This window comes from Streptomyces sp. CA-251387, assembly GCF_050936625.1.
Lineage (GTDB): Bacteria > Actinomycetota > Actinomycetes > Streptomycetales > Streptomycetaceae > Streptomyces.
The window spans coordinates 4,238,776-4,259,509 of the sequence record NZ_JBNJMJ010000001.1 but is presented as its reverse complement, the minus strand read 5'-3'; the positions used below and the strand labels follow the sequence as shown (position 1 = coordinate 4,259,509).

The window sequence follows — 20,734 nt, the reverse complement described above, 5'->3', positions numbered from 1 at the left end:
GGATCATCCGCCCATGCCACCTGACGTCATGCAGGTGCTCAAGCACAACCGCGCGCTGCTGTACCGGCACATAGCCACGCGCCTCGCGCTCGCCGCGGCCCTGTTCGCGGTGCCGTTCGTGGCGCACATGGTCGGCTACGACGCCGCTCTGCCTGCCTTCGGTATCCCGGCCGCCCTCTTCGTGCTGATCTTCCTGTTGCTCCGGCCGCGTACCGCCTGGCGGACGTGGCCCTCGTGAACCCCATCCGGGACGGCATGAACCTCGTCGCGAAGGAGGCCGAGGAGGGCGGCGCCTGGTTCGCCGGTGACCCGGCCTTCGGCGGCGTCATGATCGTGCCGGGGAGCAACGACATGCTCTTCGTGCAGCCCGCGGACCGGCAGAAGCACGAGCAGGAGCGCGCCCAGGCCGGCCCGGAGCGCCGGACGCTTGCCGAACAGGCCGGTATCTCCGGGCTGTTGGAGAAGGAGCCGAACATCATGGCGGGCGGGGCCGGCGGATGAAGCGCGTACTCGGGTGGGTGAGTGGCGTCGTCCTCGCCCTCGTCATGACCTTCTGGTGCGTCACCGCGACCGCCGACCTGGCGCTGTCCGCCGGGATCTACGGCACTCCCGGCACGTACAAGGTGGAGCGCTGTTATGACACCGACTACAGCCGTAAGAACTCCGACTACTCCTGCCACGGGGACTTCACACCGGACGGCGGCACAGCCGACGACGCCGTGTACGTGCGCCTCACCGACACCGGGCGCGACTATCCGGACGGCAGCACCTTCGACGCGCGGGAGGGGATCGAGCCGGACACGATTCAGCGGACCGGGTTCTGGGGCGTCGTGGGCGAGCTATGGCAGGTCGCGATCAGCGTCGCCGTCCTCGCGATCCTCGCGTACCAGGCGATCAAGCCGCACGGGGAGGCCGCCCAACGCCGCGAGGCCCACCGCCGGCAGCCCTCGCGGCGCCAGAAGGCGGCCGACCGTTTCGGCTCCGCCGTCGTGGCCGCCGGCCTCGTGGGCATCCTGAGCTGGATCGCCATGCTCGCGGAGCCGACGTCCTAGTGCTGTGATCGCCGACGGTGGAAATTCCCGGGTGTCGGAACAACAGCGCAGGGGAATAGTGCTCAGGCAGATCTGTTCTGACGGCAGGCCGCGGCAGCGGAGGGGGCAAAGCCATGAACAGGGAAAGTGGTCCGTGTGCCTTATCGAATCGCTTGAGGGCGTGTGGGACGGGCGAGAAAACACGGCACATCCACTACGGCCGACCACCGGTAGCCTGAGGTGTTCATTCACTTCCTGCACGAGCAACTGCTGAGACTGTACGAAGTGAAGAGCCGGATCCGGCCGCATCGCGACATGGTCCGTCTGTTGCGCGAAGCACTGCGGCTGACCGCCTTCGTGTCCCCGGACGTTTTGGTGATGCCTAGCACCGACCTCGTCCAATCCTCGGTGGCACCAGGCTTGTTGAGCGACCTGCAATTGCTGGCCGAGAGCGAGGTCCTGTTGCTGGTGGGTTCCACGATGGATGTCGATCAGTTGCTCGAGGGGAAGCGGGCCCACCTGACCGACACGTCCTTCGAAGGACTGCTGGAGTATCCCGCCTCGAGACGCCGGTTACGGGCCCTGCACCCCGTCCTGCAGGCCCGGAACATCGACACCACGGCCGACGTCAAATCACGATGGTCCCTGGACGTCGCGGTGCTCGCGGGCGGAACGGCCCCTGACGGGACACTCGCGTCGTTCCCCGTACGAGAACTGCACAACGCCTATCACGCCATTCCGTCCGCCATGTCCCCCAGCGCATACGAGCGGGCGCTGCAGGCCGTTCCCGAGAGGCTCGGCAGCCACGCATTTCTGTGGCGCATAGTGGAGGATCTGAAGATCTTCGACCTGGATCTGACCCCGCCGGCCCGTAGACGCATCGAGTTGGCCCTCGGCTGGAATTGGGCCATGGGGTACCTGACCGAGTACCGGACGACGATGGTGGGGCGGCTGCCACGCATCGGAACCGTCGACTGCGGTGTCCGCAGTACGCACCCCGAACTCATCGTCGATCTGGTCGGATACCGCCGCGCACTCAAAATGATCGGACTACTGGACGCCTTCGGGCATTTGGCGCTGGAGGAGGTCATCGCCCTCAGAGACGACCCGAGCGTCATCCTTCTGCGGGACGGCCTGCTGAAGAGTGTCTACGACCATCTGGCTCAGCCGTCTCCCCACAGAACCGGAAGTCTCCAGCACCTGGCCAGGTTATGCGCCGAGGCATGTGATGCCGCGCAGGGTGGCAGCAGTCCGCGCACCGCCATGGAGGGCGTCGCACGCCTGGCCGTGGAGCACAGCAGCCGATCGACCGGCGTGCGGTCGACCCCGCGACCGGTGCCGCAGGACGATCCCGCGACCGTGCTCGTCGTCCTCGCCCTGGCCGAGGAGACCGCCATGGTTCTCGAGTGCGCCAAGGAAACGCTGGGCCCGCTGGCCGTACTGGAGGACGCCCGCACCGGCCAGGTCTCCTACGAGGTGCGCTGGCAGACCGGGCGCGGCCAACTCCTGCGCGTGCTCTTCAGCATGGTCGGAAAGGGCCAGGAGCAGGCGGCGGCCACCTCTGCCGGGATGCTGGCCGATCACCCGCCCCGCATCGTGGCCAATGTGGGAATCGCCGGTGCGCTGTCACCCGACCTGAAACCGGGGGACGTTCTGCTGGCCGATCAGGTCGTCTCCTACCTGGACAACGCCCGGGCGGAATCCGATGGGCAGGGCAGCTTCCGGCTGCATGTCGCGGGCATGGGTGTGCGGCCGGACGAGTATCTGACGCATCGCGCCCAGCAACTGCCCTTCGTCGCCGAGGAGGATCTGACACAGGCCAGGACACGACTGGTCCGGCGATTCCCCGGCGATCCGACCGTTTCCTCGGCCCGCCCGCTGGTGGTCGGCCCACTGGCCTGCGGGCCAGTGGTGGGCGCCAGCGAGGCATTCACGTCCTGGTTGCAGGAGCACAAGCGGGACCTTGCGGCCATTGACATGGAGTCGTCCGGCATAGCTGCGGCAACCGCTGCTTCCGGAATGCTGAAGCGTGTACGCTTCGTGGCTCTGCGTGGCATCTCGGATGCCGCGGACGAAGACAAGAGCGACCTCGAGCGTCGGACCGGCGGTTCGATCCGCCGCGTGGCGGTGGCCGCCGCATTCGAAATGCTGGTCGTTCTCCTGAACTCGCTACCTCAGGAAGCTTTCAGATGAACCCACATATCTCATCGGAATTACCTCGTCCAGCGCTCTCCACGTGTCCAACCGGAGCAGAATGAGACGCATGTCGAGCCACTCACCCGTCCTGATCACTGATCTCGACAATACCTTGTACGACTGGATCGACTACTTCGGTCCTTGTTTTCGTGCCATGGTGGACGAGCTGAGCTCTGCCGCCGACGTCGATCCGGATGAATTGCATCGACAGTTCCAGGCCGTCTACAGCCGCCACCGAGCTCCTGAATACCGTTGGGCGATCAGGGAGTTGGACTTCCTGCGCTCCCGGCAGCCGGACGAGGTCAACGACCTGGTCTGGTCGGGTTTCTCGGCCTTCGTGCGGAGCCGAAGCAAACACCTGCGACTCTATCCCGGTGTCCGGGACACCTTGGAAGCCCTGCGCAAACGGGGCTTCACGGTGATCGGAGTGAGCAATGCACCCATCCGCGAAGTCCTCCGCCGAGTGCGCTGTCTACGGCTGCAAGAACAATTGGACGCCCTCGTCGCCTGGGAGGGTGCACACAGCGGAGACCACCACTTGGCCCATCGGTCCACACCCGCCGGCCTGGCCCTCCGGACATTCACCGATGCGAAACAGAAGCCGAGCACCCACCCATACAGGGAAGCTCTGAGATACTTCGCCCCCGAAAGCCATGGAAGGGTCCTGGTCCTCGGAGACAGCGTGGCGAACGACCTGGTGCCTGGCAGCAGCATCGGAGCCGTGACCGTATGGGCTCGCTACGGTTCGAGATATGCGCCCGAGAATTACGCGACAGTGCGACGCCTTTCCTTCTGGAAACCGGAAAAACTGAAGGACGTCTACGACTCGGGGGCCATGGAACCCGACGAAGTGATCGACGACTTCACCCAGCTGCTCCACATCGCGGAGTCACACGTCCCCATGTCGGATGGCATCACAAGGAGGCGACAGTGGGAGGCAGTCCCCGCCGGACCGGCATGAGCCAGACGCAAACAGCCGTCCACGAGATGATCCAGTCCGTCGGCGGATACTGGAGCCCGCACGCCGGCGTGGTGCGGCTTCTGGAGGAGGTAGGGGAATTCAGCCAGGAGCTGGCAGCCGCTCCCGCTTCCCGCTCGTCGAAGGTGGGAGCTGAACTCGCCGACCTGTGGATCATCTCGACCTGTACCGCCAACCAGTTCGTCGTGTCGGTCACCGATCCGCCCCAGGACGCGTCCGCTCCCGCGGTAAGCGCGAAGAAGCGGGAGAAGCGGGAGAAGCAGGGGCAGCGGGAGAAGCAGGATCCGCAGCTGCTCGACGAACTCCTCGACCTCTTGCACTGGGCCGGTCAGATCGGCAGAGCCGTCAACTACTACGACGGCCCCAAGACGCCGCGCAGCCTGGACGACTGGGTGCCGCTGCGAACGTCCGTGCCACAGATGCACAAGGCCTTGTACCGGATCTCCGCGAACTGCGGGATCTCGCTCACGAACGAACTCGACAGCAAGCTCGATCACGTAGCCGTACGGGACAAGGGACGCTTTGCCAGGGCGTACGACCCGAGTACCGCCGGCGCGCTCCAGGACTTCGCCAAGCTGCAGGCCGACTCACCATGTCTGTTCTCCGGTGTGTCCCGGCTGTGGGGTGCTCCCGACTGGGATGTCGACAGGTCGCTGGCGGCCAACGTGGCCGAGTTGGCTCCGCACCTGACGAGGTTCGCGAAAGCGGCTCCGCATGAACACCTCGACGGATTCGTCATCTCCGTGCCCGGGGTCGCCGGCCGCGCACCGGGCGCCGCGACCATGTCGGACCTTGCGCGCTGGTTCCGCAGCCTGCTCCAGGCACTCACCGAAGCGGACGAGTTGCCCAACAACTCGCTCAGCGAGGACGTGCGGCGCCCGGGCTGGCAGTTCCTCTTCCATCGCCAGCGGATGTTCGTCTCGGTCTTCTCTCCTCTGTACGAGGCGTCCCACTCCCGCCACAGCAGCGATCACACGTTCGTCATGTTCCAGCCGGAGCAGTCCTTCACCCAGCACGGTGTGGGGTGCGGCCAGAAGTCCTCCCCACGGATAAAGGAGCGAATCAGGGAGAACTTCGCTCAGGCGGGCGTCCCTTACTCGGCCGAACTGGTGGACCGCAGGGTCGAGGCGGATCTCTACCTCCCGGAGCGATTCCCCGGTGACACGGAGGCCCGCTGGTGGTCGGTCGACGACCGTGACGTCTTTTGAACCTGTCGTCCTCGACTGCTGAAGCCTGGCTTTCCGGGTTACAACAGCGCCTGACAGGCATGCACGAGGGCGCCGACCCGGGGCCGGCGCCCTTCCGTGTCGCCGTCATCGGAGATCTCAGGCTCGACGTGCGCACGACTGTCTCCGTATCACTCGCGGCGGTGGAGGAAGACGTCTATTCCCTCGCCCCTGTCCGTATGCACCTCGCCGGTACGGCTGTATCCATGGCGCGGGCCGCCACCCGCCATTTCGAGGCCGTGGACGCGCTGGTGAAGACGGGCGACGATCCCTCCACGGATCACATCCTGCGCACGCTGGAGAACGAGCCGGGAGTCAGCTGGTGCATTCGTCAGGAGCGCGGCATGCCCAACGGCTACGTCGTTGTCCTGCGCGACGGAACCGACTCTCCCGGCGCAGGCCGTCGCACCCTCGTGGCAAGCTCCCCGGCACCGTTGGAAGAGCTGTCGGTCGCAGACGTCGAAGTGTTCCGGGGAGCGATCGAAGCCGCGGACGTCTTGTTCGTCGACGGTTATCCGCTGCTCTTCCCGCGCTCTCGGCACGCTGTCTTCCACGCCCTGGCGGCAGCATCCCGGGCGGGGACTCCGGTCTGCTTCGACGTGGTGCCGCACGACATCGAGGCTCGGCTGCCGTCCGATCTCCTGCACCGGGTCATGGCGCGCTGCCAGGTGGTCATGTCCAGTGCGCGCACCATGGCCAGGCTCAGGAACCTGCCGGCTCCCACCTCTTACGAGCTGTCCCACACCCGGGAACTGGCGGCCGGTCTCGCGGGGTTCGGCGCGAACGCGCCCGGCGTGTGGATCCTCCGCTTCGGTGACGGAGACATGGAAGAGGCAGCTCTGTGCCAGGCAGGGGAGGTGCGCTGTGTCTATCGAACCGGATACAGCGAATGCCACGATCGCACCGGATTCGGCGACAAGGTCGCTGCGGCCGAGCTCGCCGCGTTGCTGGAGAACGGACGGACCCGTTCAAGGAGGCCTGCGGCGTGAATACCGAACCCGTCCATCACTGGGAGCGCGTCTACCGGAACGTGGGGGACGGTCCAACGCCCTGGGACATCTCGGAGACACCCGCTGAGGTGCTGCACTGGATCGCCCGTGTCCCGTCCCCTGCCCGCGTGATCGACCTCGGATGCGGCAGGGGCCGCACCGCATGCGCGCTGGCGACGTCGGGGCACGACACGGTCGGAATCGACTTCAGTTCGTCAGCCGTCGGCGAGGCACGCCGGACTGCGGCGCAACTGGGGCTGGCAAACGTCTCGTTCGAGGTCGCCGACATCCTGCACTTCCGAGCACGCCGACCGTTCGACCTGGCGATCGACTACAGCGTTTTCCACCACATCCGCCCCGTGGACCGGGACATGTACCGGGACACGATCGCCGCTCTGGTGCGACCGGACGGCCTGTTCGGGATGGTCTGCTACTCGGACCGGGACCCTTCGGCCCAGGGAGGGCCCGACAGGGTCGGTTCCCTGGGCAACACCATTCACCACCCGAGTACTGACGAGGTCGTTTCCCTGCTCTCCGGCCATTTCTCCCTGAAGGAACACGGCGAGACCACACTGGGGCAGCGGTCTCACCATCTGGCTCACCGATTTCTGTTCCGCCGCCGGACGGACGTCCTGCAAGGTCTCACGGCCGACGCGTAACGAGCGTCACCTCGTATCCGGAGGGCCCTCCAGCGGCCGTACCTCGTAGTGCAGCGTCGACGTCCTCATCAGCCGGTGCGTCAGCGGCACCACCATCCCCTGCAGGACGGGGTGCTTGCGCCGCAGCAGTTTCGCCGCGTGCCGGTCCTCCGTGCTGCCGGGGTCCAGCAGCCGGGCCCGGGCATGGATCTCCGGTCCGGTGGGGCGGCCGCGGTAGGTGGACGGGGCGATCTCGACCTCGGGGTCCCGGCGGAGCCGTTTGACCTTGCCCGCACTGCCAGGGGTGCGGAAGTACGCGTGGTCGCCGTCGACGGCGATGCTCACGGCAGTGCCGACGCCGGTGCCGTCCTTCCGGTGGCTGGTGAGACGGACGGCCCACTGCTTGACGAAGGGAGCGAGCTCGGGGCTCGTAGGCGCAGTGCTCATGTCTCCATGGAGGCACCGCCGGCCCCGCCTGTCATCCCTGCGCGCCGGGCCACGAAGACCTCCAGCCCGTCCAGGATCCGCTGCAGCCCGAACTCGAAGTGGTCGAAGCCGGGGCCCCAGGTGTTCTCGTCGAGGGAGGCGAGGAGGGGATAGCGCCCGGAGGTCATGATCTTCTCCAGCATCGGGGCCTGGGCCTGCCAGAACTCCGTGTCCGTCAGGCCCGTCCGGCGCTCCGCCTCCCGCTGGTACAGCTGGGTGCGCGCCGCCCCGACGACGTACCCGTCGATCATGATGATCGCCGAGACCAGCTCGGGGTCGGTCAGCCCCATCGGCTTGATGCGGGCGAGCACCTTCTCCATGCCGTCGAGGGCGCTCGGGCCGAGGATCGGGCGGGACTGGTTGACCTGGAGCAGCCAGGGGTGGCGCCGGTAGAGGGCGAGGGTCGCGCGGCCCAGGGCCTCCAGGGCCGAGCGCCAGGAGCCGTCGCCGAGGTCGGCGGGGTTCTCGGAGGGGCGCTGGACGCGGTCCAGCATCAGGTCGAGCAGCTCGGCCTTGCCGGGGACGTACCGGTACAGCGACATCGTGCCGGTGCCGAGCTCGGCGGCGACCCGGCGCATGGAGACCGACTCCAGGCCCTCGGCGTCCGCGACACGGACGGCCGCTTCCACGATCTGGTCCAGGGTGAGGGTCGGCTTGGGGCCGCGGCTCGGGCGTCGGCCCGTGTCCCAGAGCAGCTCCAAGGTGCGGACGATGTCGCCGCTGCCGCTGGTCTCCGTGCCGCCGGTACCACTGGTGCCGCCCTTGCCGCTCGTCATGCGGTTCAGCTTAAGCCCTTCCGAAAAAAACTGAGTACGCCGTACGCGCATTCGGGTACGCTGTACTCAGTTACCGAAAGGGGGACCCATGACCGACGACGGATACGCGGTACGGGCCGAGGGCCTGGAGAAGCGCTACGGCGAGAAACGCGCCCTCGACGGCTTCGACCTGGCCGTCCGCGAGGGGACGGTGCACGGCCTGCTCGGGCCGAACGGCGCGGGCAAGACCACCGCAGTACGCATCCTGTCCACGCTGATCAGGCTGGACGGCGGACGGGCGACGGTGGCCGGCCTGGACGTGGCCCGGCAGTCGCGCGAGGTGCGGGCGCGCATCGGGCTCACCGGGCAGTACGCCGCAGTGGACGAGGTGCTCACCGGTCGGCAGAACCTGGAGATGTTCGGCCGGCTCTTCCATCTGGGCGGCAGGCGGGCCAAGTTGCGGGCCACCGAACTGCTGGAGCAGTTCGACCTGACCGACGCCGCCGACAGGGGCGTCGGCAAGTACAGCGGCGGCATGCGGCGCCGCCTCGACCTCGCCGCGTCGATGATCCTCGCCCCGGCCGTCCTCTTCCTCGACGAGCCGACGACCGGACTCGACCCCCGCAGCCGGGGCGAAGTCTGGGAATCCGTGCGGGCGTTGGTGGCCAGTGGCACGACGGTCCTGCTGACCACGCAGTACCTGGAGGAGGCCGACAAGCTGGCCTCCCGCATCACCGTCATCGACCAGGGCCGAGCCATCGCCGACGACACTCCCGACGGGCTGAAGAACCTCGTCGGCGGCGACCGTATCGAGGTCGTCGTCGCGGATCGAGCCGACATCCCGCAGGTGGCGAAGGTCGTCGCCCGGGTCTCGGACGGCGAACCCGAGACGGAGGAGGGCGAGTCGCGGGTGCACGCGCCCGTACTCGACCGCGTCGCCGCCCTGACGGAGGTCGCGCGGACGCTGCAGGACGAGGGCGTCCAGGTCGAGGACATCGGGCTGCGCAGGCCGAGCCTCGACGATGTGTTCCTGCGCCTGACCGGACACCGTACGGACGTATCGGAAGCCAAGGAGGCGGCGTGACCACCCTCGACCTTGCCGCGAAGAGTACGCACGGCCGTGCGTACTGGGTCCTCGCCGACGTCTGGAACATCGTCCGCCGCGGCCTGACCCACTACCAGCGCCAGCCCGTCAACATCGCCTGGCAGCTGGGCTTCCCGATCCTGTCCGTCCTTCTCTACGGCTATGTCTTCGGCAGCGCGATGAAGGTCCCCGGCGGCGGGGACTACCAGGACTTCCTGATGCCGGGCATGTTCGTGATGACCATGGCGTTCGGCTTCATCAACACCGCGACGGTCGTCGTCTACGACTCGACGAAGGGCGTCATCGACCGGTTCCGCTCCATGCCGATGGCGTCCTCCGCCGTGGTCGCGGGGCGGGGGGTGACCGATCTGATCATCGCTTGCGCCGAGTTGGCCATCATGATGCTGACGGCCTTCGCGATGGGCTGGCGCCCGGACGGCGGTTTCGGCTTCCTCGCCGCCTTCGGGCTGCTGCTGTGGCTGCGGTTCGCGCTGATCTGGATCGGGGTGTGGCTGGGGCTGCTGGTCCCCAACCCGGAGGCCGCGGGCGGTCTGTTCGCCGTCGCCTTCCCGCTTACGATGATCTCCAGCATCTTCGTCGCGCCGCAGCTGATGCCCGACTGGCTGGGCTGGGTGGCCGCCTGGAACCCGATCTCGTCCACCGCCGCGGCCACCCGTGACCTGTTCGGTACGCCGGTCGGGGGCGGGGACTCCTGGGTCGAGCAGCATGCGCTGCTGATGGCGGGGGTGTGGCCGGTGATCCTGACCGCGATCTTCTTGCCGCTCGCCGTACGGAGGTTCCAGAAGCTGAGCCGGTGACGGGTGCCGTACCCGGTGACGGCCGCCGTACCCGGTGACGGTCGCCGTACCAAGGAGCGCCCGTTGGCTTGACGTGTCCATGTGACCTGACTTCCATGGGAAGGGAGGGTGGTGGGAGCGCTCCCACCCGTTCCGGGCCCACGCCTCCCGAGGAGGAAGCAGCGACATGTTCCGCAGCTTGCGAAGAGCGGTGTGTGCGGTGGCCGCGGCGCTCCTGTTACCGCTGGCCGGGGTCGGCACGCAGACGGCCCACGCTGCCGGGGCGGGCGCCGTACAGACCGCCGAGGCCGGCGCCGGCTACTGGCGCACCAGCGGCCGGCAGCTCCTGGACGCGGCCGGGCAGCCGGTCCGGATCGCCGGGATCAACTGGTTCGGCTTCGAGACCGGCAACCACGTCGTCCACGGCCTGTGGACCCGCGACTACAAGAGCATGCTCGACCAGATGAGATCGCTGGGCTACAACACCCTTCGCCTGCCCTTCAGCGACGACATCCTCAAGCCCGGCACCCTGCCGGACAGCATCAACTTCGCCGACGGCAAGAACGCCGACCTGCAAGGGCTGACGTCCTTGCAGGTCATGGACAAGATCGTGGCGTACGCCGGTCAGGTCGGCCTGAAGATCGTCCTGGACCGACATCGCCCCGACGCGGGCGGGCAGTCGGCGCTCTGGTACACGGCCTCGGTCCCCGAGTCGACATGGATCGCCAACCTCAAGGCACTGGCCGCGCGCTACAAGGGCGACAGCACCGTCATCGGCATCGACCTGCACAACGAGCCCCACGACCCCGCCTGCTGGGGCTGCGGCGACACGACCCGCGACTGGCGGCTCGCCGCGCAGCGCGCCGGGAACGCTGTCCTGTCCGTCAACCCCGAACTGCTGATCATGGTCGAGGGCGTCCAGTCGTTCAACGGCGTCAACGGCTGGTGGGGCGGCAACCTCATGGGCGTGGCCCAGTACCCGGTGCAACTCGACGTCCCGAACCGGCTGGTCTACTCCGCCCACGACTATGCGACGAGCGTGGCCCAGCAGCCCTGGTTCAGCGACCCGTCGTTCCCCGACAACATGCCGGGTGTCTGGGACAGGTACTGGGGCTACGTCTTCAAGCAGAACATCGCGCCGGTCTGGCTCGGCGAGTTCGGTACGACGCTCCAGTCGACGGTCGACCAGCGGTGGCTGGCCGCGCTGGTGAGCTACCTGCGGTCCACGTCGACGTACGGCGCGGACTCGTTCCACTGGACCTTCTGGTCCTGGAACCCCAACTCCGGGGACACCGGCGGGATCCTGAAGGACGACTGGACGACCGTGGACACCGTGAAGGACGGGTACCTGGCGAGCATCAAAGCGCCGGGATTTCCGGGGAGCGGGGGAGGTGGCGATCCCGACCCCGACCCCGATCCCGGTGGCGGCAGGGCCGCCTGCAGCGCCGCGTACACCGTCAGCAGCGACTGGGGCGGTGGCTTCAACGCCGAGGTGAAGGTGACCAACACGGGGACGGCCGCCCTCAAGTCCTGGAAAGTGACGTGGACTTGGAGCAGCGCGCAGAAGGTGACCAGCATGTGGAACGCGACGTACACACAGAGCGGGGCGAGCGTTACCGCGGTGAACGCCGCGCACAACGGGAGTGTGCCGGTGGGCGGTTCGGCCGGCTTCGGCTTCGGGGGCGTGCCCGGGGGCGGGGGTGTGCCGAGCGTGAGCTGTACGGCGGCGTGACGGCGGCCCAACCCGTGGTGGGCCCCGCGGCAGGGATCACGGCGTGAGATGGGGGCGCTTGGTGTTCGCCGAGCGCCCTCATCGGCGGGACGCGTGTCCGGAACGGGTCAACTGCCCCCTTTCTGTGCATTACTTGAGCGCTTCCAATGACTCAATTCGGTCAAGTCCTGGTCGAATATGTCTTTCGCGGTGTGCTCTTCCGGAACCATGCGGCAGACGACCCGCGAACGCGGGCCTGAACCCCCCTCACCGTTCTGAGAGAACTCCATGAGAAGAAGCGCAGCAGTGCTGTGCGGCGCCACCGTCGTCATGGCCGGGACGCTCACAGCCGTCCCCGCCAACGCCAGCGCGTCGGACTCCGCGAACACCGTCCAGACCGCCGCCGCGCAGGTCACCTGGAAGAAGTGCGCCACGGACGACTACCCGACGCTCCAGTGCGCGTCGGTGAAGGTGCCGCTCAACTACGCGAAGCCGAGCGGGAAGAAGATCACGCTGGCGCTGTCCCGCGTGCCGCACACCGCGGACAAGTACCAGGGCCCGCTGCTCGTCAACCCGGGCGGCCCCGGCGGCAGTGGCCTGACGCTGGCCGGGTACGTCGCCTCCAGCCTGCCCAAGGAGGTCGCGGCCCAGTACGACGTCATCGGCTTCGACCCGCGCGGAGTGGGCAAGAGCCAGCCCGCCCTGGACTGCGTGCCCGGTTACTTCAACCCGGTGCGCCCGGACTCCGTGCCCAGCACGCCCGCGATCGAGAAGGCCAACCTCTCGCGCGCCAAGTCCTTCGCCAAGGCCTGCGGCACGAAGTACAAGGACGTCCTGCCGTACATCAACACCGTCAGCGCCGTGAAGGACATGGACTCGATCCGGAAGGCACTCGGCGCCAAGAAGATCAACTACTTCGGTTACTCGTACGGCACCTACCTCGGCGCGGTCTACGCCAAGCTCTACCCCGAGCGGGTGCGGCGCCTGGTGCTGGACTCGATCGTCGACCCGACGGGCGTCTGGTATGAGGACAACCTCGCCCAGGACTACGCCTTCGACGCCCGCCACAAGGCGCTCATGGCGTGGATAGCCAAGTACGACTCGACCTACAAGCTCGGCACCGACCCGGCGAAGATCGAGGCCAAGTGGTACGCCATGCGGGCGGCCCTGGCCAAGAAGCCCGCGGGCGGCAAGGTGGGCGCCTCCGAGCTGGAGGACATCTTCCTACCCGGTGGCTACAACAACGGCTACTGGCCGACCCTCGCCCAGGTGTTCGCGGCATACGTGAACGACAAGGACGAGGCCGCGCTGGTCAAGGCGTACGAGAACATCGCCGCCGTCGACGCCTCCGGAGACAACGGCTACAGCATCTACACCTCGGTGCAGTGCCGTGACGCATCCTGGCCTCGCGACTGGAACCAGTGGCGCAAGGACAACTGGGCGGTGTACGAGAAGGCGCCGTTCATGGCCTGGAACAACGCCTGGTACAACGCGCCGTGCGCCTTCTGGCCGACGAAGTCGCTGAAGCCGGTGAACGTCGCCAACTCCAAGCTGCCGCCGGTGCTGCTCTTCCAGGCGACGGACGACGCGGCCACCCCGTACCAGGGCGGCGTCACCGTCCACAAGCTGCTCAAGAACTCCAGCCTGGTGGTCGAGCAGGGCGGCGGCAACCACGGCATCTCGCTGAGCGGTAACTCCTGCCTCGACAAGTACCTGGCGACGTACCTCACCAACGGCAAGGTGCCGCACGGCAGCGGCACGGCCGACGCCGTCTGCCAGAAGCTGCCGGACCCGAAGCCGCAGAGCACGAACGCGGCGTCGAGCGTCGCGCCCGGCTCCACGCTGCACGGCATGCTCGGCTTCCGCGGCTGAGCTCGCGCAACGAGAAGGGCGCCCGGTCCGTGCCGGGCGCCCTTCACTGTCGTACGGGAGTGATCAGAGCTTCTCGATCACGTAGTCGATGCACTTCGTCAGCGCCTCGACGTCGGCCGGGTCGATCGCCGGGAACATCGCGACGCGCAGCTGGTTGCGGCCGAGCTTGCGGTAGGGCTCGGTGTCGACGATGCCGTTGGCGCGCAGGACCTTGGCGACGGCGGCGGCGTCGATCTCGTCCGTGAAGTCGATCGTGCCGATGACCTGGGAGCGCTTGGCCGGGTCGGTGACGAACGGGTTGGCGTACTTGATGTCCTCGGCCCAGCCGTACAGGGTGCGGGCGGAGGTCGCCGTGCGGCGGACCGCCCAGTCCAGGCCGCCCTGTCCGTTGATCCACTCCAGCTGCTGGTTGAGCAGGAAGAGGGTGGCGAGGGCCGGGGTGTTGTACGTCTGGTTCTTGCGGGAGTTGTCGATCGCCGTGGGGAGGCTGAAGAACTCCGGGATGTGACGGCCGGACGCGTGGATGCGCTCGGCGCGCTCGATCGCGGCCGGGGAGAAGACGCCGATCCACAGGCCGCCGTCGGAGGCGAAGGACTTCTGCGGGGCGAAGTAGTAGACGTCGGTCTCGGCGATGTCGACCGGGAGACCGCCGGCGCCGGAGGTGGCGTCCACGAGAACCAGGGCGCCCTCGTCGGCGCCTTCCACGCGCTTGATGGGCATGGCCACGCCGGTGGACGTCTCGTTGTGCGTGAAGGCGTAGACGTCGACGCCCGCCTCGGCGACCGGCTCCGGGTGCGTGCCCGGGTCGGTGGAGACGACGTCCGGCTCGGCCAGCCAGGGGGCGAGCTTGGCGGCCTTGGCGAACTTGGAGCTGAACTCACCGAACGTGAGGTGCTGCGACCTGTTCTCGATCAGGCCGTGCGTCGCGATGTCCCAGAAGGCCGTCGAGCCGCCGTTGCCGAGGATGACCTCGTAGCCCTCGGGGAGCTGGAACAGCTCGCTGATGCCCTCGCGCACCTGGCCGACCAGGTTCTTGACGGGGGCCTGGCGGTGGGAGGTACCGAGGAGAGAGGTTCCGGTGGCGGCCAGCGCGTCCAGCGCCTCCGTCCGCACCTTGGAGGGGCCCGCGCCGAAACGTCCGTCGGCGGGCTTGATGTCAGCGGGAATCTGGATCTCAGCCACGCAGTGAGGTTAGCCGGTGGGGGAAACCTGGGCGAAACCTCGTCCGTCGGGTGAGACGGTGTTTCGGCGGGTGTCGGACCTGGGGGCTGCCGTCCCCGCACCCCGCTTCGGCCCTGAAGGGGCCTCGTGCCCGAGCGCCGGACGGGCTGTATTGCCTGAACCGGCGTTCATGGGGTGGGGTCCGTTCATGGGGATGGGGTCATGACAGGGATCTCCATTCGATGCTGCACGCGGGTCCGGGAGACAGGCGCGGGGTGCCGGGCGCGAGCGCGCAGGCCGTCGAGGACGCCGACACCTGCTTCGGCATCGAGCTGCCCGCGCTGACCCGGTGGGAGTTCGGCGTCGAGCATCCGTGATCGACGGCGTCGGCCACCTCCTGCAGATCCAGCGCCCCGAACCCGTGGCCCGGGCGGTGGCCGGGTTCCTGGAACGGCACCCGCTGGAGCCGTCACTGTCAGTGGCCGGGGGCATGCTGGGCGTATGACGGATCTTGAGGCTGCGCTGCGTACCGTCGTCCGGGGTGAGGTGGGATTCGACGTCACCTCCCGGGCGTTGACGACCATGGACGCGTCCAACTACCGGCGGGTCCCGAGGGGAGTCGTCGCTCCGAGAGACGCGGACGACGTGGCAGCCGTGCTGGAGGTCTGTCGCGCGCGTGGCGTGCCCGTCGTCGCCCGCGGCGGAGGCACGTCCATCGCCGGGCAGGCCACCGGCACCGGCGTCGTGCTGGACTTCACCCGGCACATGAACCGCCTCGTCTCCCTGGACCCGGAAGCCCGCACCGCCGTCGTCCAGCCCGGCCTCGTCCTCGACCGCCTCCAGGACGCCGCCGCCCCGCACGGGCTCCGCTTCGGCCCCGACCCCTCCACCCACAGCCGCTGCACGCTCGGCGGGATGATCGGCAACAACTCGTGCGGCTCGCACTCGGTGGCGTGGGGGACGACAGCGGACAGTGTGCGGGAGCTGGGCGTGGTCACCGCGCGCGGGGAGCGGTTGCGGCTCGGGCAGGGATGGGCCGGGGCGCCGCAGGGACTGCGGGCACTTGCCGAGGCGGAGTTGGCCCGTCTGCGGACCGGGTTTCCCGAGCTGCCCCGCCGTATCTCCGGGTACGCGCTGGACGCGTTGCTGCCCGAGAACGGCGCCGATGTCGCCCGTTCCTTCTGCGGGAGCGAGGGCACCCTGGGCATCCTCACCGAGGCGGTCGTACGGCTGGTGGAGGCGCCACGCGCGCGTGCGCTCGCCGTGCTGGCGTACGCCGACGAGAGCGCGGCCGCGGAGGCGGCGGCCGGGCTGCTGCCGTACCGGCCGTTGACGGTGGAGGGGATGGCGGCCGACCTGGTGCCGTCGGCGACGGCGCTGCCGCGGGGCCGGGCCTGGCTGTTCGTGGAGACGGGCGGGGAGTCGCAGGGGGAGGCACGCGCGCGTGCGGAGGCGATCGTGCGGGCCGCCGACGTCGCCGACGCGCTGGTCGTCACCGATCCCGGCGGGCAGCGGGCCCTGTGGCGCATCCGGGAGGACGCGAGCGGCACGGCGACCCGGATGCCCGACGGGAGCGAGGCGTGGCCCGGCTGGGAGGACTGCGCGGTGCCGCCGGAGCGCCTCGGGGCGTATCTGCGGGACTTCCGCGCGCTGCTGGCCGCGCACGGGCTGCACGGGACGCCGTACGGCCACTTCGGGGACGGCTGCATCCACGTCCGTATCGACTTCGACCTGCTGACGGAGGCGGGCATCGGCCGCTTCCGGCGCTTCTCGGAGGAGCTCGCCGAGGTCGTCGTGGCGCACGGGGGCTCGCTGTCCGGGGAGCACGGGGACGGACAGGCCCGGGCGGAACTGCTGCCGAAGATGTACGGCGCGGAGATGGTCGCTCTCTTCGAGCGGGCGAAGGGGGTGTGGGACCCCGACGATCTGCTCAACCCCGGGATGCTCGTGCGCCCGGCCCCGGTCGACGCGAACCTCCGGTTCGCCGTCCTGCCCCGGAAGCCGGTGGACGTGGCCTTCGGATACCCGGCCGACGGCGGGGACTTCTCGGCGGCCGTACGGCGGTGCGTCGGGGTCGCCAAGTGCCGTACGACGTCGGTGTCCGGCTCCGCCGTCATGTGCCCGTCCTTCCGGGTCACCGGCGAGGAGGAGCACTCCACGCGCGGGCGTGCCCGGCTGCTGCACGAGATGCTGGCTGGGGAACTGGTGACCGAGGGGTGGCGGTCGACCGAGGTGCGGGACGCGCTGGACCTGTGCCTGGCCTGCAAGGGGTGCCGGTCCGACTGTCCGGTCGAGGTCGACATGGCCACGTACAAGGCGGAGTTCCTGCACCACCACTACGCCGGGCGGCGCCGCCCGGCCGCCCACTACAGCATGGGGCGGCTGCCGCAGTGGCTGCGCGCGGTGGCACGCACGCGTACGGCGTCACTGGTCAACGCCTTGGCCGCCGTACGGCCGTTGGCGTGGGCGGCGAAACGGCTCGGCGGGATCGCACCGGAGCGGGATATTCCGCGGCTGGCGACGCAGACGTTCAGCCGGTGGTGGGAGCGGCGGCACAAGGCGGCCGCGGAGGGCGACCTGGTCATCCTGTGGCCCGACACCTTCACCGAGCACCTCTCGCCGTCCGTGGGGCAGGCGGCGGTACGTGTGCTGGAGGCGGCCGGGCTGCGGGTGGCACTGCCGCCGACGGTGCGGCTGAAGAGGGTGCCGGGGGGTGACGGTACGACGGTGGCGCTGGACCCGATGTCCCTCCTGCGGGGGCGCAGCCGCGTCTGCTGCGGGCTGACGTACCTCTCGACCGGCCAGCTCGACCGCGCCCGCGCGGTACTGCGGCGCACGCTCGACCTGATGGAGCCGGTGCTGGAGACCGCCGCCCCGGTCGTGGTCCTGGAGCCGAGCTGCGCCGCCGCCCTCCGCGCCGACCTGCCGGAACTCCTGCACGACGACCCGCGGGCCAGCCGCCTCGCCGACCGCGTCCTGACCTTCGCCGAGGCGCTGCAACGCCTGGCCCCCGACTGGGCCCCGCCCCGCCTGGATCGCCCGGTGGTCGGCCAGACCCACTGCCACCAGCACGCGGTCCTCGGCGACGAGCCCGACCGCCGACTGCGTCAGGCCGCTCTGCTCTCCGGCGAACTGAGCGGCGGCTGCTGCGGGCTCGCGGGCAACTTCGGCTTCGAGAAACGGCACTTCGGGGTGTCGGCGTCCTGCGCGGAGGAACAGCTGCTGCCTTCGGTGCGGGGCGCGGAGCCCGGGGCGCTGGTGCTGGCGGACGGCTTCTCGTGCCGGACACAGGTGGAGCAGCTGGGCGGGGTGCGGGCTCGGCACTTGGCGGAGGTGTTGGCGGAGGGGATGGAGGGGGGAGGGGTGTGAGGGGGTGGCTGGGGGAGGGCGGGGTTTGAACGGGGGGCGGCTGGTGGAGGGGAGCTGGCTCATCTCCGGACCGGGTTTCGCGAGCCGACCGTACTGGACTGGCCTCCGCCGAGATGAGGGGTGCGGGGTCCGCTCGTAGGGTGGCAAGGGCGAGCCATCTAAGGAGCCCTGACCATGCCCCTCCACCTGCAGCCCATCCCCCGTGACCAGCACCTGGCCTTCGTGGCGGGCCGGTCTTCCGTCAGCCATATGCAGGTGCCGTCCTGGGGTGAGGTGAAGCCCGACTGGCGGGCGGAGAGCCTGGGGTGGTTCGACGGGGAGCAGGGTGGCGGGCAGCTGGTCGGGGTGGGGCTGGTGCTGTATCGGCCGCTGCCGAAGGTGAAGAGGTACCTGGCGTATCTGCCGGAGGGGCCGCTCATCGACTGGCACGCGCCCGACCTCTGCGAGCGCTGGCTCGACCCGATGCTCGCGTACCTCAAACGGCAGGGGGCCTTCTCGGTGAAAATGGGCCCGCCCCTCGTCGTACGCCGCTGGAGCGCCGACGCGGTGAAGGCAGCCATCGCCGACCCGGCCGCCCGGCGGCTGCGCGACGCGGAACCGACCTCGTGCGAACAGGGCGCCCTCGACATCGCCGACCGGCTGCGACGCACCGGCTGGCGGCAGACCGAGCCGGGCGGCGAGGAGGGCTTCGCCGCCGGTCAGCCGCGGTACGTCTGCCAAGTGCCGTTCGCGGGGCGGTCGTTGGACGACCTTCACCGCGGCCTCAACCAGCAGTGGCGGCGCAACATCAAGAAGGCCGAGAAGGCGGGCGTGAAGGTCGAGCGGGGCGGCTACGAGGACCTGCCCGTCTTCCACGAGCTCTACGCCGAGACCGCCGAGCGCGACCGTTTCCTTCCGCGCCCCCTGCCCTACTTCCAGCGCATGTGGACCGCGCTCACCGCCGAGCACCCCGACCGCATGCGGCTCTACCTCGCCCACCACGACGGCGACACCCTCGCCGCCGCCACCATGCTCACCGTCGGCGACCACGTCTGGTACTCCTACGGCGCCTCCACCAGCCGCAAACGCGAGGTCCAGCCCAACAACGCCCTGCAGTGGCGCATGATGACCGACGCCCATGAACTCGGCGCCTCCGTCTACGACTTCCGCGGCATCACGGACACCCTGGAGGAGTCCAACCCTCTGCTGGGCCTGCTCCGCTTCAAGGTGGGCGCCGGCGGCGAGGCCGTCGAGTACCTGGGGGAGTGGGACTTCCCGCTCAACCGGCTGCTGCACAAGGCACTGGATCTGTATATGGCACGGCGGTAGACCACATGGCGCGGCAGTAGTCCACACTCCGGGACAGTGGCGTAATGGGTTCACACACCTGACGAGGTCTACTACCATGGACTCGGCAGTACAGCATGATGAACATTCCCCGAGTCGAGTCCCCTGGAACGCCCGTGAGCACCCCTGATGCCGCCGCCGCCACGCCCTCCCCGTCCCGCACCCGGGCGGCGTCCGTTCCCGAGCCGACGACCGGCGCCCCGCGCCGCTGGGGCTCCCTCGGCCCCGTGGGTCTGGTGCTCGCCGGAGGGGTCTCGGTGCAGTTCGGCGGCGCCCTGGCGGTGAGCCTGATGCCGAGGGCCGGCGCGCTCGGGGTGGTGGCGCTGCGGCTGCTGGTGGCTGCGGTCGTCCTGCTGCTGGTCTCCCGGCCCCGGCTGCGCGGTCACTCCCGTACCGACTGGGGCACGGTGATCGTCTTCGGCATCACGATGGCCGCGATGAACGGTCTCTTCTACCAGTCGGTCGCCCGCATCCCCCTGGGTCCCGCGGTCACCCTGGAGGTGCTCGGCCCGCTCGCCCTCTCGGTCCTGACCTCGCGTCGCGCGATCAACGTCGTCTGGGCCGGACTCGCCCTCGCCGGCGTCTTCCTCCTCGGCGGCGGAGGGTTCGGTGCTCTCGACCCCATAGGTGTCGCCTTTGCCCTGGGAGCCGGCGCCATGTGGGCGGCCTACATCATCTTCAGCGCCCGTACGGGCCGACGTTTCCCCCAGGCCGACGGGCTGGCGCTCGCGATGGCGGTGGGGGCCGTGCTGTTCCTGCCCCTGGGGATCGCCGAAGCGGGCATGAAGCTCGCCGACCCGGTGACCCTCGGGCTGGGCGCGGCCGTGGCGATCCTCTCCTCGGTCCTCCCCTACACCCTCGAACTCCTCGCCCTGCGCCGTATGCCCGCGCCGACCTTCGCGATCCTGATGAGCCTGGAGCCGGCCGTCGCCGCGACCGCCGGTTTCCTCGTCCTCAGCCAGGCTCTCACGGCCGTACAGGCCCTGGCGATCGCTTTGGTCATCGCGGCGAGCATGGGGGCGGTGCGGACGCAGGTGGGCGGCAGGCGGTCCGCCCGGCCCTCCGGCTGACCGCTTTCGGACAGCGGCGTTCCCAGGAGCGGGCACTGCGGGGC

The 20,734-nt window shown here is 69.2% G+C and carries 20 protein-coding genes; 17 read left to right on the top strand and 3 right to left on the bottom strand.

Annotated elements, in window-relative coordinates:
- The first annotated feature begins 13 nt into the window (after nucleotides 1-13).
- The 8 genes from ACQEV2_RS18830 to ACQEV2_RS18795 all read left to right on the top strand — a co-directional run bounded on the left by ACQEV2_RS18830 (nucleotide 14) and on the right by ACQEV2_RS18795 (nucleotide 7,080).
- The gene (locus ACQEV2_RS18830) at nucleotides 14-238 is read left to right on the top strand and encodes a hypothetical protein (protein ID WP_433042455.1); all 225 of its coding nucleotides are present in this window, start codon (nucleotides 14-16) and stop codon (nucleotides 236-238) included.
- Entirely contained in the window at nucleotides 235-501 is a 267-nt protein-coding gene (locus ACQEV2_RS18825; protein WP_433042452.1) for a hypothetical protein, read from the top strand. Before ACQEV2_RS18830 ends, ACQEV2_RS18825 begins: the two co-directional genes overlap by 4 nt.
- Complete coding sequence (locus tag ACQEV2_RS18820) at nucleotides 498-1,052, top strand: hypothetical protein (protein WP_433042449.1); 555 nt, start codon at nucleotides 498-500, stop codon at nucleotides 1,050-1,052. The genes ACQEV2_RS18825 and ACQEV2_RS18820 overlap by 4 nt, the downstream gene beginning before the upstream one ends.
- A gap of 219 nt (nucleotides 1,053-1,271) precedes the next feature.
- Nucleotides 1,272-3,224 carry a hypothetical protein gene (locus ACQEV2_RS18815; protein ID WP_433042446.1) on the top strand — a complete coding sequence of 651 codons (1,953 nt, stop codon included), beginning with the start codon at nucleotides 1,272-1,274 and terminating at the stop codon, nucleotides 3,222-3,224.
- A 70-nt stretch (nucleotides 3,225-3,294) separates the two neighbouring features.
- Nucleotides 3,295-4,188 (top strand): HAD family hydrolase, encoded by an 894-nt coding sequence (locus tag ACQEV2_RS18810; RefSeq protein WP_433042443.1) that lies wholly within the window; start codon nucleotides 3,295-3,297, stop codon nucleotides 4,186-4,188.
- Complete coding sequence (locus ACQEV2_RS18805; protein WP_433042440.1) at nucleotides 4,185-5,414, top strand: YqcI/YcgG family protein; 1,230 nt, start codon at nucleotides 4,185-4,187, stop codon at nucleotides 5,412-5,414. Before ACQEV2_RS18810 ends, ACQEV2_RS18805 begins: the two co-directional genes overlap by 4 nt.
- A complete protein-coding gene (locus ACQEV2_RS18800) occupies nucleotides 5,411-6,421 on the top strand; it encodes a carbohydrate kinase family protein (RefSeq protein ID WP_433042437.1) in 1,011 nt (336 codons plus the stop codon). Before ACQEV2_RS18805 ends, ACQEV2_RS18800 begins: the two co-directional genes overlap by 4 nt.
- Nucleotides 6,418-7,080, top strand: a complete 663-nt coding sequence (locus ACQEV2_RS18795) for a class I SAM-dependent methyltransferase (RefSeq protein ID WP_433042434.1) — start codon at nucleotides 6,418-6,420, stop codon at nucleotides 7,078-7,080. Before ACQEV2_RS18800 ends, ACQEV2_RS18795 begins: the two co-directional genes overlap by 4 nt.
- A 6-nt stretch (nucleotides 7,081-7,086) precedes the next feature.
- Here the strand turns inward: ACQEV2_RS18795 and ACQEV2_RS18790 are convergent, their stop codons facing one another.
- Both ACQEV2_RS18790 and ACQEV2_RS18785 read right to left on the bottom strand, forming a co-directional pair.
- Nucleotides 7,087-7,506, bottom strand: coding sequence for a PPOX class F420-dependent oxidoreductase (locus ACQEV2_RS18790; RefSeq protein ID WP_433042431.1), 420 nt, complete (start codon nucleotides 7,504-7,506; stop codon nucleotides 7,087-7,089).
- Nucleotides 7,503-8,321 carry a TetR/AcrR family transcriptional regulator gene (locus ACQEV2_RS18785; protein WP_433042428.1) on the bottom strand — a complete coding sequence of 273 codons (819 nt, stop codon included), beginning with the start codon at nucleotides 8,319-8,321 and terminating at the stop codon, nucleotides 7,503-7,505. Before ACQEV2_RS18785 ends, ACQEV2_RS18790 begins: the two co-directional genes overlap by 4 nt.
- A gap of 88 nt (nucleotides 8,322-8,409) precedes the next feature.
- On the opposite strand from ACQEV2_RS18785, the gene ACQEV2_RS18780 reads away from it, so the two are divergent.
- The 4 genes from ACQEV2_RS18780 (at nucleotide 8,410) to ACQEV2_RS18765 (ending at nucleotide 13,764) form a co-directional block, all read left to right on the top strand.
- Nucleotides 8,410-9,384 (top strand): ATP-binding cassette domain-containing protein, encoded by a 975-nt coding sequence (locus tag ACQEV2_RS18780; protein WP_433042425.1) that lies wholly within the window; start codon nucleotides 8,410-8,412, stop codon nucleotides 9,382-9,384.
- A complete protein-coding gene (locus tag ACQEV2_RS18775) occupies nucleotides 9,381-10,202 on the top strand; it encodes an ABC transporter permease (RefSeq protein WP_433042422.1) in 822 nt (273 codons plus the stop codon). Before ACQEV2_RS18780 ends, ACQEV2_RS18775 begins: the two co-directional genes overlap by 4 nt.
- Nucleotides 10,203-10,368: 166 nt before the next feature.
- Nucleotides 10,369-11,913 (top strand): cellulase family glycosylhydrolase, encoded by a 1,545-nt coding sequence (locus ACQEV2_RS18770; protein ID WP_433042419.1) that lies wholly within the window; start codon nucleotides 10,369-10,371, stop codon nucleotides 11,911-11,913.
- A gap of 267 nt (nucleotides 11,914-12,180) precedes the next feature.
- Nucleotides 12,181-13,764, top strand: a complete 1,584-nt coding sequence (locus tag ACQEV2_RS18765) for an alpha/beta hydrolase (protein WP_433042416.1) — start codon at nucleotides 12,181-12,183, stop codon at nucleotides 13,762-13,764.
- Nucleotides 13,765-13,827: 63 nt separating this feature from the next.
- On the opposite strand, the gene serC is transcribed toward ACQEV2_RS18765, so the two are convergent.
- Nucleotides 13,828-14,946, bottom strand: coding sequence for a phosphoserine transaminase (serC, locus tag ACQEV2_RS18760; protein WP_433042413.1), 1,119 nt, complete (start codon nucleotides 14,944-14,946; stop codon nucleotides 13,828-13,830).
- Between the two features lie 221 nt (nucleotides 14,947-15,167).
- Between serC and ACQEV2_RS18755 the strand changes: the two genes are divergently transcribed.
- The 5 genes from ACQEV2_RS18755 (at nucleotide 15,168) to ACQEV2_RS18735 (ending at nucleotide 20,690) form a co-directional block, all read left to right on the top strand.
- Complete coding sequence (locus tag ACQEV2_RS18755) at nucleotides 15,168-15,302, top strand: hypothetical protein (RefSeq protein WP_433042410.1); 135 nt, start codon at nucleotides 15,168-15,170, stop codon at nucleotides 15,300-15,302.
- Complete coding sequence (locus tag ACQEV2_RS18750) at nucleotides 15,299-15,430, top strand: hypothetical protein (protein WP_433042407.1); 132 nt, start codon at nucleotides 15,299-15,301, stop codon at nucleotides 15,428-15,430. Before ACQEV2_RS18755 ends, ACQEV2_RS18750 begins: the two co-directional genes overlap by 4 nt.
- Nucleotides 15,427-18,294 carry an FAD-binding and (Fe-S)-binding domain-containing protein gene (locus ACQEV2_RS18745; protein WP_433042404.1) on the top strand — a complete coding sequence of 956 codons (2,868 nt, stop codon included), beginning with the start codon at nucleotides 15,427-15,429 and terminating at the stop codon, nucleotides 18,292-18,294. The genes ACQEV2_RS18750 and ACQEV2_RS18745 overlap by 4 nt, the downstream gene beginning before the upstream one ends.
- 174 nt (nucleotides 18,295-18,468) lie before the next feature.
- Complete coding sequence (locus ACQEV2_RS18740) at nucleotides 18,469-19,602, top strand: lipid II:glycine glycyltransferase FemX (protein WP_433042401.1); 1,134 nt, start codon at nucleotides 18,469-18,471, stop codon at nucleotides 19,600-19,602.
- A 134-nt stretch (nucleotides 19,603-19,736) separates the two neighbouring features.
- On the top strand, nucleotides 19,737-20,690 hold the full coding sequence (locus ACQEV2_RS18735; RefSeq protein WP_433042398.1) for an EamA family transporter: 954 nt from the start codon (nucleotides 19,737-19,739) through the stop codon (nucleotides 20,688-20,690).
- Nucleotides 20,691-20,734: the final 44 nt, after the last annotated feature.

Bases quoted from the DNA above. Each gene is read 5' to 3' on its own strand.
- ACQEV2_RS18830 (WP_433042455.1), top strand. From the start codon at position 14: ATGCCACCTGACGTCATGCAGGTGCTCAAGCACAACCGCGCGCTGCTG.
- ACQEV2_RS18820 (WP_433042449.1), top strand. From the start codon at position 498: ATGAAGCGCGTACTCGGGTGGGTGAGTGGCGTCGTCCTCGCCCTCGTC.
- ACQEV2_RS18810 (WP_433042443.1), top strand. From the start codon at position 3,295: ATGTCGAGCCACTCACCCGTCCTGATCACTGATCTCGACAATACCTTG.
- ACQEV2_RS18805 (WP_433042440.1), top strand. From the start codon at position 4,185: ATGAGCCAGACGCAAACAGCCGTCCACGAGATGATCCAGTCCGTCGGC.
- ACQEV2_RS18790 (WP_433042431.1), bottom strand. From the start codon at position 7,506: ATGAGCACTGCGCCTACGAGCCCCGAGCTCGCTCCCTTCGTCAAGCAG.
- ACQEV2_RS18785 (WP_433042428.1), bottom strand. From the start codon at position 8,321: ATGACGAGCGGCAAGGGCGGCACCAGTGGTACCGGCGGCACGGAGACC.
- ACQEV2_RS18780 (WP_433042425.1), top strand. From the start codon at position 8,410: ATGACCGACGACGGATACGCGGTACGGGCCGAGGGCCTGGAGAAGCGC.
- ACQEV2_RS18770 (WP_433042419.1), top strand. From the start codon at position 10,369: ATGTTCCGCAGCTTGCGAAGAGCGGTGTGTGCGGTGGCCGCGGCGCTC.
- ACQEV2_RS18765 (WP_433042416.1), top strand. From the start codon at position 12,181: ATGAGAAGAAGCGCAGCAGTGCTGTGCGGCGCCACCGTCGTCATGGCC.
- ACQEV2_RS18755 (WP_433042410.1), top strand. From the start codon at position 15,168: ATGCTGCACGCGGGTCCGGGAGACAGGCGCGGGGTGCCGGGCGCGAGC.
- ACQEV2_RS18745 (WP_433042404.1), top strand. From the start codon at position 15,427: ATGACGGATCTTGAGGCTGCGCTGCGTACCGTCGTCCGGGGTGAGGTG.
- ACQEV2_RS18740 (WP_433042401.1), top strand. From the start codon at position 18,469: ATGCCCCTCCACCTGCAGCCCATCCCCCGTGACCAGCACCTGGCCTTC.